Origin of the sequence: Mycolicibacterium duvalii, from assembly GCF_010726645.1 — a bacterium.
GTDB lineage: Bacteria > Actinomycetota > Actinomycetes > Mycobacteriales > Mycobacteriaceae > Mycobacterium > Mycobacterium duvalii.
Genome location: NZ_AP022563.1, coordinates 4,525,400 through 4,537,891, shown reverse-complemented (window position 1 = coordinate 4,537,891; position 12,492 = coordinate 4,525,400). Strand labels below are relative to the sequence as shown.

Sequence of the window (12,492 nt, the reverse complement as noted above, 5' to 3'; positions counted from 1 at the left end):
CCCGTGCGGGCCATCGGAGGCACTCGGGCCCGGCCCGAGATTAGGGTGGGTTAACCAGGGGTACAGCGTTGTCTCACCTGTCTGATCAGGCCTTGACGGAGGAACACATGCGGCGGCTGGCGAAGCGGGCGATGACAGGATTGGCGCTGGCCGGTGCGGCATTGCTGATCAACGGCTCCCCAGCCCAGGTCGCGGCGGCCCCGCCGGGGTTCGCCGGGCTCGACGCCCGCGTCCAGCAGGCCACGGCCGACGCCGCCGCCTCGGGGGCCGACATCGAGGTGGTGGTGCTGGACCGCACCACCGGACAGCGCGTCTCTCACGGAGGCAACACGGCGTTCCCGATCGCGTCGGTGGTGAAGCTGTTCATCGCCGACGATCTGCTGCTGCGGGAGTCGCAAGGCGAGACGCAGCTCTCCCCCGGCGACCGGCAGACGCTCGACGTCATGCTGCGCTCGTCCGATGACAGCGCGGCGCAGATGTTCTGGGACCGCAGCGGCGGTAGCGCCGTCATCGAACGTGTCACGTCCCGGTACGGGTTGGGCGGCACCACCGCGCCCTACAACGGGAAGTGGGATGTCACCCAGAGCACCGCCAACGACCTGGTCCGCTACTACGACATGCTGTTGAACGGCTCCGGTGGGCTGCCGCCCGAACAGGCTGACGTCATCATCGGCAACCTGGCGCAGTCCACGCCGACGGGAACCGACGGCTACCCGCAGCGCTTCGGTATCCCCGACGGCCTCTACGCCGAGCCGGTGGCGGTCAAGCAGGGCTGGTTCTGCTGCTGGAACGGCGCCAACCAGCTGCATGTGTCCACCGGTGTGATCGGTCCCGAACGCCGCTACGTGATGGCGATCAGCTCGCTGGACCCGACGGGTGAGGCCGCGGCGCGCGCGAACTTGACCCAGGCCGTCAAGACGATGTTCCCCGGCGGCCGGATCTAACCGGCCTCAGCCCGTCTCAGCCGGTAAAGCCCTCACCCGACGTCGACCGGTCGTGATGGGTGAACGTCAGCGGGATCTGCCGTCCCTGCGCGATCTTGGTCAGCATCGCGATCCGGGCGCGCGCGGCCGCCCCGGTCCGCTTGCTGCGCTCCCGGAGGGGATTGGAGAACGGCAGCCTGTCGGTGATCATCGCGACCCCGACGTTGAGGCGGGTCAAGTTCTTGAAGATCTGCACCCGGCGCTCGAAGTTGTAGCCCAGCGGTTCGAAGAGCGTCCCCTCGACCATCGCCTCGATCTGTCGGTAGCCGAACACGACGCCGGCCGGGGCCAGCGCGATAGTCGCGGTGATCTGGTTGGCGTAGCGCGCCACGAATTTCTTGACCCAGTCGGGCTGGGTCTCGGTCAGAGTCTCGATATGCGCGGGTCCGGCGATGGCGTCGACCAGTTCGGCCCGCCACGGGGACGGGTTGCCGCCTCTGGCCAGGACGTAGTTCAGCGACTTGATCAACTCCACGCCGTCCGCGGAATGGAGCTGCTCGGGCGCACCCCACAAGCGGCCCGAGTAGGACGAGTATTCAGCGAGATCCTCCAGCTGCTCTCGGGTCAGTCTGCGCCCGAACGCGTGGTCGACCAGGCGCCCGAGCAGCATGCCGCTGCCGAACCCGAGTAGCGACGTCACCGGAATGGGTTCGCCGAATTTGAGATAGAGGGCGTCGCCCCACTTGCGTCGTAACCCGCGGCTGACGATCGCGTGCATCAACCGCACCCGCACCACGTCCTGGAACGCGTCGGACTGCCGGTTGAAGATGTCGGGCAGCGTGAACTCCGCGAACACCCGGGCCGTCTCGATGAAGCGGCGCGGGCCGTCGTCGGCGAAGCGCCCAGTGGCACCGGTGGCCGCCGAGATGTCGCCGGTCATCGCGGTCTCGTAGAACGCCCATCCCTGGATGATCGTGGTGGCGGCCTTGGTGGCCGACATCGCCAGCATCCGGCCGCGTTCGGCGGCGACCAGATCGAACTGGTCCGGCAGCTGATCCAGATGGGCGAAGAGCTCGATGAACTCTTGCGGCGGATCGTCGAGCGTGTCGATGCCCTGAGTCAACGCCTGCTCGAACAGTGCACGGCCCCGTTCGTGGCCGAGGCGTTCGAACGCGTCGACCGCACCGATCATGTGCTCGTCGGCCTGCCAGAAGTAGTCGTCGCGCAGGCGGGTGAGGTCGTTCGGTTCGACTTCTTTGTCAACGTCGATCCAGGGGCCGAACATGAACTCGCGCATGTGCCGCCACTGCGCGGCGAAGTGATCGCGGCCCGGTGGGATCGGCCGCCACGGCTTGTCCGGATGGGCGCGCCGGTTGAAATCGACGTCCGCGAGCAGGATTTCTGGACGTTCCCCGGTGACGGTCATGCAGCGAATCCCATCTCGATGTCGCGAGTACTGTCTGCGACGCTAGCGCACGGCTTTCGTGATGTGAACCGCCGTTCGCGACTGCTTCGGGGGATGGGCCCGACAGCTGTACTCGCTGTCAAGCCGCCGCCGGTACCGCACAATCGGCGGTTCACTCGCATCGTGTCGGCATCGTGACCAGCGCCAACAGCGCGTCGCCGGGAGATGTCACTGTTGGCGTCTACGATTCCTGCGGCCCCTTCTCGGTATCGACACAAAAGGACCAGCAGTGAGTTACACCGCCGCCGACATCACCGAGCTCGATGATGTCCAGCACACCCGCCTGCGGCCGGCGGTGAACCTGGGGCTCGACGTGCTCAATACCGCGCTGCGCGAGCTGATCGACAACGCGATCGAAGAAGTCGCCGTCCCCGCTCACGGCGGCTCGACGGTGACCATCACCCTGCACCCCGATGGCTCGGTGAGCGTCGCCGACGACGGCCGCGGTCTGCCCGTCGACACCGATCCGGCGACCGGGAAGAACGGCATCGTCAAAACCCTCGGGACCGCACGCGCCGGCGGCAAGTTCGACGCCCACACCGACGCGGCCAGCACCGGGGCCGGCCTCAACGGAATCGGCGCTGCAGCGGCGGTGTTCATCTCCGCGCGCACCGACGTCACGGTGCGCCGCGCCGGCAAGACCTACCTGCAATGCTTCAGCCGCGGCTATCCCGGGACGTTCGAGGGCAAAGAATTTGACCCGGACGCCCCGTTCACCCGCAACGACACCCAGAAGCTGCGCGGCACCGGCAACCGCAAACCCGATCTGCACGGCACCACCGTCCGCATCCTGTTCGACCCGGCGGTGGTCCCGGACAACAGCATCGACATCGGCGAGGTGCTGCTGCGGGCCCATGCGGCGGCGCGGATGTCCCCCGGCGTGCACCTGGTCGTGGTCGACGAAGGCTGGCCCGGCGACGAAGTGGCGCCGGCACTGCTGGAGCCGTTCGACGGCCCGTGGGGCACCGACACGCTGCTGGACCTGATGTGCACCGCGGCCGGCACTCCCCCGCCCGGCGTGCGCGCCGACGTGGAAGGGCACGGCGAGTACACCACCGGGCGCGGCCCGACCCCGTTCCGCTGGTCGCTGACCGCGGGCCCGGCCGAGCCGGCGACGGTGGCCGCGTTCTGCAACACCGTGCGCACGCCCGGCGGGGGTTCCCATCTGACAGCCGCGATGAAGGGCCTGTCCGAAGCGCTGGCCGATCGTGCGTCCCGGATGCGCGACCTGGGTCTGGCCAAGGGCGAAGAGGGCCCGGAGCCACAGGATTTCGCCGTCGTCACCGCGCTGGCCGTGGACACCCGCGCCCCGGATGTCTCGTGGGACTCCCAGGCCAAGACCGCGGTGTCCTCGCGGTCGCTGAACGTGGCGATGGCGCCCGACGTGGCGCGAAGCGTCACCATCTGGGCGGCCAACCCCGCCAACGGTGACACCGTCTCGCTGTGGACCAAGCTGGCGCTGGAATCCGCCCGGGCACGGCGCAGCGCGGAAGGGGCCAAGGCGCGCTCCCGCGCCGCGTCGAAGGCCAAGGGGCTGGGCACGAACCTGTCGCTGCCGCCCAAGCTGCTGCCCAGCCGCGAGACCGGCCGCGGATCGGGCGCGGAACTGTTCCTGTGCGAGGGCGACTCGGCACTGGGCACCATCAAGGCTGCCCGGGACGCCACCTTCCAGGCCGCGTTCCCGTTGAAAGGCAAGCCGCCCAACGTGTACGGGTTCGCGCTGACCAAGGCCCGGGCCAAGGACGAATTCGATTCGATCGAACGCATTCTGGGCTGCGGCGTGCGCGACAACTGCGATCCGGAGCTGTGCCGGTATGACCGGATCCTGTTCGCCTCCGACGCCGACCCCGACGGCGGCAACATCAACTCCAGCCTGATCTCGATGTTCCTGGACTTCTACCGGCCGCTCGTCGAGGCCGGGATGGTCTACGTGACGCTGCCGCCGCTGTTCGTGGTCAAGACCGCCACCGAGCGGATCTACTGCCAGGACGAGTCCGAGCGCGATGCGGCGGTGGCCAAGATGAAGGCCACCTCCAAGGGTCGGGTCGAGGTGCAGCGCAACAAGGGTCTGGGCGAGATGGACGCCGACGACTTCTGGAACACCGTGCTGGATCCGCAGCGCCGCACGGTGATTCGGGTGCTTCCCGACGACGGCGAGAAAAAGCTGCATCACACGTTGTTCGGTGGACCGCCCGAGGGCCGACGCACGTGGATGGCCGATGTCGCCGCCCGTGTCGACACCGCCGCGCTCGATCTCGACTAGGACGTAGGTATTCACGATGACCGCCACCCTGGATGTGCCCGACCAGAATCCGGACCTGATCCTCGACCAGAGCGCCGACGACTACTGGAACCACTATCAACTGACGTTCGCGCTGTACAGCGTCAGCGACCGCGCGATCCCGTCGGCGTACGACGGTCTCAAGCCCGGTCAGCGCCGTCTGCTCTACCAGATGCACGAGTCGAAACTGCTGCCCGGCAACAAGCCGCAGAAGTCGTCGAAGATTTGCTCCGCGGTCACCGGGAACCTGCACCCCCACGGCGGCGCCTCGATGTACGGCGCGGCGGCACTGTTGGCCGCCGATTTCCAGCGCGTGAAAGTCATTGACGGACAAGGTGCGTTCCCCCGCATCCAAGGTGACATTCCCGCCGCCGACCGGTACACCGAGATGCGGTTGTCCGCACCCGGGGCAGCCCTGACCGCCGAACTCGACAGCCACGCGGTGCCCATGGCCGACACCTTCGACGGTGAATGGACCGAGCCCACGGTGCTGCCGGCGCAGTGGCCGGTGCTGCTGTGCAACGGCGCCGTCGGCATCGCCGAAGGGTGGGCCACCAAGGTGCCCGCCCACAATCCGCGCGAGATCATGGCCGCCTGCCGCGCGCTGCTGAAGACGCCGAACATGACCGACGACCGCCTGGCCAAGCTCATCCCCGGCCCGGACTGGGGTTGCGGCGCGTCCGTGGTCGGAACCGCCGGGCTGCGCGAGTACCTCACCACCGGCCGCGGCCAGTTCACCGTGCGCGGCACGCTGTCGGTGGACGGGAAGAACGTGGTCATCACCGAGCTGCCGCCCGGGGTGGCGAGCAACACTGTGCAGGAACGGATCCGGGCGTTGGTGGAGTCCGGGGAGCTGCCCGGCGTGGCCGACATGTCCGACCTCACCGACCGCCGCAACGGGCTGCGGATCGTCGTCACCGCCAAGCGGGGCCACAGCGCGGAGCAGATCCGCGACCAGCTGCTGGCGTTGACCCCGCTGGAGTCGACGTTCGCCGCCAGCCTCGTCGCACTCGACGAGAACCGGGTGCCGCGCTGGTGGTCGGTGCGCGAGCTGATCCGAGCGTTCCTGTCGTTGCGCGATTCGGTGGTGCTGCACCGCAGCGAGTACCGGCTGGAAAAGGTCACCGCCCGCCGGCATCTGGTGAGCGGCCTGATGACCATTCACCTCGACATCGACGCCGCAGTCGCGGTGATCCGCGGCTCCGACACCGTCGACGAGGCCCGCCAGGGTCTGCAGGATCGGTTCGATATCGACGCGGTGCAGGCCGACTACGTACTGGCGCTGCAGTTGCGCCGCCTGACCAAGCTCGACGTCATCGAGCTGCAGAAAGAGGCCGAGCGGCTCGATGCCGAGTTCACCGAGCTCACCGAGCTGGTGGCGAACCCGGACGCGCGCAAAGCGGTGATCGACAAGGAACTGGTGGAGACCGCGAAGCTGTTCAAGGGTCCCGAGTTCGACCGCCGTACCGTGCTCGATTTCGACGCCACCCCGGTGACCGCGGGCGCGTCCGATGACGGTGCCCGCGAGCGCAAGGTCAACGCCTCCTGGCGACTCGACGACCGGGGCGTGTTCTCCGACCGCCACGGTGAGCTGCTGACCTCCGGGCTGGGGTGGGCAGTGTGGACCGACGGCCGGGTGAAGTTCACCACCGGCGGCGGCCTGCCGTACAAGATCCGTGACATCCCGGTCGCGCCCGACATCACCGGGCTGCTGTGTTCCGGGGTACTGCCGGAGGGCTCCCACCTGGCAATGGTGACCCGGCGCGGCAAGATCCTGCGCATCGACCCCGCCGCGGTGAACCCGCAGGGCGTGGCCGGTAACGGCGTGGCGGGAGTGAAGCTCTCGGGTGACGACGATGAGGTGATCGCCGCGTTGCCGGTCTCGTGCGCCAACGGCGAGGCCATCCTGTCGCTGGCCGAAAAGAGTTGGAAGGTCACCGATCTCGCCGACATCCCGGTGAAGGGCCGTGGCGGTGCCGGCGTCGGATTCCATCCGTTCGTCAAGGGCGAGAACGCGCTGCTGGCGGCGTCGATCTCGGCGACCGGGTACGTACGCGGGAAGAAGGCGGTTCGGGCCGAGAATCGGGCCAAGGCGGCGATCAAGGGCTCCGGTCTGGACGTGACGCCGGCGTCGTAGCGACGTACACCGTGTTGGTCGAGTCCCCGCCGGTCAGCGGGTTGGCGAAGCGGACCACGAATGCTTGGGGGCTGTCGAAGACCTCGGCGAGGACCGCCTCGAATTCGGCGTCGGGAGGATCGTCGGACCACAACGCGAAGACCCCGCCCGGATACAGTCTCGCAGCGAGCTTTCGCAGTCCGGCGGGCGTGTAAAACGCGCGGTGGCTGGGGTGCAGCACGTGTCGCGGCGTGTGGTCGATGTCGAGCAGGACGGCGTGGAAGCGGCGGCCCGGGTCCTCGGGGTCGAACCCGCCGACGCTGTCGGCCATGGCGAAGAAGTCGCCCTGCTGCAGGCGGAGCCGAGGATCGGACACCAGCTCGGCGCTCTCGGGAAGGAGCGTTCGCTGATGCCAGTCGATGACCTCGCCGAGTGCCTCGACAACCAGCAGCGAACGCACACGCGAATCGCCGAGTGCGGCGTGCGCGGTACAGCCGAGCCCCAGTCCGCCGACGACGACATCCAGTTCGTCATCGACGGCGGCGGCCAGACCCAGACGCGCCAGCTCCACCTCGGCCACGGTGAACAGACTCGACATCAGGAACTCGTCGCCGAGTTTGACCTCGTACACATCGACATTCAGCGACGGCTCGATCCGTCGGCGCAGGCTGATGACCCCCATCGGGGTGTCCGCCCAATCCAGTTCCTCGAAACGCTTCTTCACGACACCTCACCGATCCGCCTGCAATGACGTTCCGCGCGAGTGCACCCTACCGCCGGGGTTCCCGGCGAGCTACCGGCTAGCCTGCACCAATGCCCTCGACCCCGATCCCCGTGGTGCTGGCCACGCTGGCGCTGCGCCGCAGACTCAAGCAGCTCGCCGACCGCATGGTGCCGCCACAGATCGCCATGCTCGACGTCGGCGAAGGAGTCGGTGGGGTCCAGGTCGCCGCGGCCATCGCCGAGCTCGGAATCGCCGACGTACTGGCCGCCGGACCGATGACAGCCGCGCAGGTCGCCGCCCGTGTCGACTGCGACGAAGACACCACCCTGCGCCTGCTGCGCGGCGCCGTCGCCGGCGGGCTGTGCACGATGAACCGTCGGACCGGAGCGGTGAAGCTGACCCGGATGGGCGCCGTGCTGCGCAGCGACCATCCGGCGTCGCTGCGGGCGTGGATGCGGTACAAGGGAATGCGGTCGACGATGGACGCCTGGGGCGGCCTGGCTGAGAGCGTGCGCACCGGCCGCAGTGCGTTCGAGATCGTGCACGGCATGTCGGTGTGGGAGTGGTACGCCGCGCACCCGGAGGAGGAGCACGTCTTCGCGTCGACGATGCGGCAGGCCACCGAGATCAGTGCCCGCGCCATCGCGCGGGTGTATCCGTGGCCCGACGGTGCTGTGGTGTGTGACGTGGCCGGCGGCATCGGCACGCTGCTGTCGGCGGTCGTGCGCGAGACCGCGCACCTACGCGGGGTGCTGGTCGACAGCGCGGCGATGACCGCCGTGGCGCGACCGTTCCTGGCCGACCGTGGCGTGGCGGACCGTATCGATGTGGTCGACGGCGACATCTTCGGCGTCATCGACGTCACCGCCGACGTCTACACGATCAAGGACGTCCTGCACGACTGGGACGACGAGCGCTGCCGCAAGATCCTCGGCGCGGTGGCGGCGAGCATGCCCTCGGGCAGCAAGCTGGTGGTGATCGAGTACCTGCAGCCGCGTCATCGTCCGAACCCGTATTCACCGCTGCTCGATCTCCACACGCTGACCCAGCGCGACGGCGGGCGCCTGCGCTCGCGGGCCGAACTGTCCGCTCTGCTGACCGACGTGGGCCTGCGGCCTACCGGCCGGACCTTCTCGGTGGTGCCTCACGACCTCCTCGAGGCCGAGAAAGTGTGACCACTGCGTGACGGCTGCCCCTGACAACCGGGCATGAGTCGGTACCGTTGAGAAGCACCATGACGATGAGGCGCAGTTTCGCGCGGTTGGCGCTGGTCCTGACGGGCTTGATGGCAAGTGCCGGGCTTGGGGCCGCGTCTGCCGCGGCTGCCGAACTCAGTGACTATCGCTGGGCACAGCGTCCCCTGCTGGTCTTCGCGCCCACCGACAGCGACCCCCGAGTCGTGGAAACGCTGGGCCGCATCGAGACCAGCCGGTGTGCGTTCGTCGACCGCGACATGGTGCTCGGCCTGATGGTGGCCGAGGGCACCAGCACCCTCGATGGGCACGTCGTCGACGCCGGCGAATCACGCCGCCTGGCGGACGAGTACGCGATCGCTGCGGACGACTTCGCCGTGGTGCTGATCGGAAAGGACGGCGGCGAGAAGCTGCGCATCAACGAGGTCCCCGATCTTCAAACCGTCTACACCGTCATCGACGGGATGCCGATGCGAAGCCGCGAGGCGGCTGCCGATCCGGATGGATGTTGAGGGCGTTGCGACTGGCCGGGATCGTGGTCGCGTGCTCGGCACTTCTGTTGGCGTCGTGCGGAAGTCCCGAATCCTCCCCCGACGAGGACCAGACCACCGACGCCGGTTCTGCCACGGCACTCGTCGACCTCGACGATGCCGGCGCGGTCGCCGGCTGGACGACGGTCAACGACCCCGTCATGGGTGGCAGGTCGACCTCGCGGGTCGCCTTCGGCGACGGTGGCCTGGTCTTCTCCGGCACCATCTCGCTGGAGAACAACGGCGGGTTCGCCTCGGCCCGCAGCCCAGAGAATCCCGAGATCGGGCAACGAGCAACCGGCGCGCAGTCGCTGAGCGTGCGCGCTCGGGGCGACGGTAAGACCTACCTGTTGAAGGTCGGTATCGGAGGGCAGCCGTGGTCCTATATCCAGCGTTTCGCCACCGAGGCCAACGTCGAGCAGACCTACGAACTGCCTGTCGAGGACTTCGAGCCGGTCGGCATGCGCCTCGATCCCGCACCTGACGCGCCGCAGACCCTGGACCCGTCCACCATCGATCAGGTGGCGATCTACATCCTCGACAAGCAGCAGGGCCCTTTCGAGATCACTGTGTATGCCATAGGCGCCAGGCCCTGAGATTCCTCCGCAGGCTTCGGCCGCCGGCACATGTCACCGATGATTTCGTCGCGTGCGTCGAGCAACGGCCTCGACTGGGTACGTCGTCGACCCCGATTTGGACAACAACTGCGCCGATTTGCTCGACAGCGTGGATGCCCAGATCTTCGGTCGGCCACCCGCATCGGTGACGACCTGACCACGGAGGTCGCCGCGCCCAAGCAGTAATCGGGCCGGCCACTGGTGCTCTTCGGCGGCGCCACTGGGCGGCGGGCAGGCGCTGTTCGTCGGGTCGACCAGCGGCGCGAGCTGCAGCTCGTCGGGATCGTTCCCTTTCCGAAATCCTTTGTGGTGCTGCTCCGCTACCGGCCGCAGCCGGCCCGAACGCACCCAACGGGGCACGCGCAGCTCTCAGCCCACGCGGATGCCGACGTCTGCCAGAAATGCGCGCGCGCGACCCAGTTGTCGGTCGTTGGAGAAGGCGTGCCATGGATCAGCGAGCCCCTCCTGCTGAACCAGGTCACGGAATCTTCTGAACGCACCTCTGCCCTCAATGGCATGCTCGAGGCGCTGGCGCAATGCCGGATCGCGCTGCCGGGCAGCGAACTCGGCCATGTCGTTCCAGCCGTTCCGGGACCCGACGCAGTCGAAGGCGAGCCACCGCTCGGGCTCCTTCTCGACGTCCACGGCAGCGTCCTCCCCCACCATCATCGGGTCGGTGCTGTTGACGTCGATCACCTCACCGGTGTTCAGGTCGAGATAACCACCGCTCGACATTGCCGGATCTCCTTCAAGAACCGCACCGAGCATGTCGAGATCGACTGGAATCACCCGCCCTGAGAGCGGTTCACCACGCAGACGAGCGAGGAGGTCCTCGGCCAGCACGTCGTCGCCGAGGCCGGCGCGCGAGGAAAGCCGGTTGATGATCGACAGCGTGACCGGCATGGCCTCATCCGGCCGCTGTTCGAGCGCCATCGGGAGACCGGCGCCCACCTGTTGGAGGACGTCATCGATGTCACATCCCCGTACCGCCGTCAGGAAGCGGACTGCATCTCGGGTTGCGATAGCCGCGCGCAGCTCCGCTAGGTCCAGCGCGGGTACCTGCACCAGGTCGGGCCAGACGTGCGAGAGCATCGGATCGCGCGCAGCGGGTCGCCCCGGAACCGGGCCTTCACCCACGTCATCGGCCCATCGGCGCCCGTACTGGTCCGGGATACTGCCCCATCCCCAGTAGGGCAACGGTTTCCGTGCTGTGGTGCCGAGAATCTCCATCGGATCGACCTTCTCGTCGCCGATCACGCAGCGGTGCACCCACTGGTCACCCAAGTCGAAGGTGTATTTGAACTCGTCCCCGGGGGCAAGATGCCGAGCGACTTTAGCTACCTCGATGTCCACCGGCTCTGTGATGGGGCCGTTGGCCCATTCGGTCATCTCCGCGCCCGTCTCCTCGTCGGTGACCACGCGCCCATCGGCAAGCGTGAAGACCGACAGGTGCGACCTGTCCCACCGGGCGAACGCGTCGTTGATGGCGTCGGCGAAATCCATGAAGGTGTGCGACGGTCCGACCGCGAAGATCCGCCCCGGCGGTGGCCACAGTTCCTCGCCGCGTCCGCCCAGCAGTTCCACCGTCACCGAAAGCCATGTGCGTGCCACTCGCCGAGGATGACATGCCCGGGCGATTGCTGGGTAGGCATACGGACATGCACGCTTCGGTACCTCCGACCATGTGCTCAGAGCGGTTATCAGCGCCGTGGCGTGGCAAAGCGCCCAGCCCCCGATGTTGCAGATGGACTCGTCGAGAGCGGCGGATGGCAACCGCTGCACCAGCTCTGGCAGCACCACACCTTGGGGTTGGGCGATCGTAACGACCATCGACATCGCGGCATCTGGACGTTGACCGGGGAGGAAGGGGCCGGTGATCACTCTGCCCGTGTCGGCCGTCAGATGGATGGTGTTCGCCAGGACGACGGCGCAGGCCTCATGGCTGGCGTCCTGCCACAGCGCGGCCGGGGTGCGATCACAGATTCACGTCGCGGTTGGCCTGATACATCGTGGCGGCGTAGTCGTCGACGTTCAGCGCCGGCACGGTGTGCGTGGTGTAGTTCTGCAGCGCGAGGCGGCGATGCTCGTAGCGCAGGGCCTGCTCGATGAGTTCGGAGCGGCTCACGTCGATCGCCTTGGCGTCCGGGTCGGCAGCTGCCAGCAGGTCGGCATCAACAGTCGCCGACACGTCCTGCTTACCCCGCAGTGTGGCGAGCTCATCGGACTGGAGTTGAGGCACCCCGAACAAATCAGCCACCCAGGAGAAGTACCCAAGCACTGCTACGCGCACCCTCCGCTAATCAGCGTTCCGCTGAACCTGTCTCACGTTTGGTGGTACCAATTGCCCCATTCGGTGGTCGTCTCAGATGGGATTCGGTCATGGAGCAACCAAAGCCACAGCTCATCACTGTCGAGATGCAACGAAGATGACGGGACACGCCTGGCTACTTTGACAAGAGTTCGGCGTGTCGCGGAGGCTTGTTAATCTTCGCTGCAAAAATGCAGCTCAGAGTGCTTTACGACCCGATATCTATCCTTGGCCGCAACTCCTGGCCAATTAACATGCAGGTGTACCGGCTCGGTGGTCTCATATATGGCTTCGGCGCGCGGTCATCTGGCTTACCAACTCCCCAGAAAGGGTCC

At 67.5% G+C, this 12,492-nt stretch carries 10 protein-coding genes and 1 pseudogene; 6 read left to right on the top strand and 5 right to left on the bottom strand.

Annotated features, from left to right (window positions below; all coding sequences use genetic code 11):
* Nucleotides 1–107: 107 nt before the first annotated feature.
* Entirely contained in the window at nt 108–944 is an 837-nt protein-coding gene (locus tag G6N31_RS21405) for a serine hydrolase (protein WP_098003726.1), read from the top strand.
* A gap of 16 nt (nt 945–960) precedes the next feature.
* Here the strand turns inward: G6N31_RS21405 and G6N31_RS21400 are convergent, their stop codons facing one another.
* A complete protein-coding gene (locus G6N31_RS21400) occupies nt 961–2,349 on the bottom strand; it encodes an oxygenase MpaB family protein (RefSeq protein ID WP_098003727.1) in 1,389 nt (462 codons plus the stop codon).
* Between the two features lie 268 nt (nt 2,350–2,617).
* On the opposite strand from G6N31_RS21400, the gene G6N31_RS21395 reads away from it, so the two are divergent.
* A complete protein-coding gene (locus tag G6N31_RS21395) occupies nt 2,618–4,651 on the top strand; it encodes a toprim domain-containing protein (protein ID WP_098003728.1) in 2,034 nt (677 codons plus the stop codon).
* Nucleotides 4,652–4,667: 16 nt separating this feature from the next.
* Nucleotides 4,668–6,806: a DNA gyrase subunit A gene (locus tag G6N31_RS21390; protein ID WP_098003729.1), complete on the top strand. Its 2,139-nt coding sequence runs from the start codon at nt 4,668–4,670 to the stop codon at nt 6,804–6,806.
* Here G6N31_RS21390 and G6N31_RS21385 read toward each other — a convergent pair.
* Nucleotides 6,769–7,509 carry a polyamine aminopropyltransferase gene (locus G6N31_RS21385; RefSeq protein WP_098003730.1) on the bottom strand — a complete coding sequence of 247 codons (741 nt, stop codon included), beginning with the start codon at nt 7,507–7,509 and terminating at the stop codon, nt 6,769–6,771. The two genes, G6N31_RS21390 and G6N31_RS21385, sit on opposite strands and share 38 nt — an antisense overlap.
* Nucleotides 7,510–7,598: 89 nt before the next feature.
* Between G6N31_RS21385 and G6N31_RS21380 the strand changes: the two genes are divergently transcribed.
* From G6N31_RS21380 to G6N31_RS21370, 3 genes are all read left to right on the top strand, one after another.
* Nucleotides 7,599–8,684, top strand: coding sequence for a methyltransferase (locus tag G6N31_RS21380; RefSeq protein WP_098003731.1), 1,086 nt, complete (start codon nt 7,599–7,601; stop codon nt 8,682–8,684).
* 65 nt (nt 8,685–8,749) lie between these two features.
* Nucleotides 8,750–9,214, top strand: coding sequence for a DUF4174 domain-containing protein (locus G6N31_RS21375; RefSeq protein ID WP_234815306.1), 465 nt, complete (start codon nt 8,750–8,752; stop codon nt 9,212–9,214).
* Nucleotides 9,208–9,828, top strand: a complete 621-nt coding sequence (locus tag G6N31_RS21370; RefSeq protein WP_098003733.1) for a CIA30 family protein — start codon at nt 9,208–9,210, stop codon at nt 9,826–9,828. The genes G6N31_RS21375 and G6N31_RS21370 overlap by 7 nt, the downstream gene beginning before the upstream one ends.
* 390 nt (nt 9,829–10,218) lie before the next feature.
* Here the strand turns inward: G6N31_RS21370 and G6N31_RS21365 are convergent, their stop codons facing one another.
* From G6N31_RS21365 to G6N31_RS21360, 3 genes and pseudogenes are all read right to left on the bottom strand, one after another.
* A complete protein-coding gene (locus G6N31_RS21365) occupies nt 10,219–11,460 on the bottom strand; it encodes an IS1096 element passenger TnpR family protein (protein WP_098003758.1) in 1,242 nt (413 codons plus the stop codon).
* Between the two features lie 138 nt (nt 11,461–11,598).
* A pseudogene (locus tag G6N31_RS27885) lies at nt 11,599–11,751 on the bottom strand (toxin); the annotation flags it as partial.
* 73 nt (nt 11,752–11,824) lie between these two features.
* Entirely contained in the window at nt 11,825–12,106 is a 282-nt protein-coding gene (locus tag G6N31_RS21360; RefSeq protein ID WP_420090702.1) for a ribbon-helix-helix domain-containing protein, read from the bottom strand.
* Nucleotides 12,107–12,492: the final 386 nt, after the last annotated feature.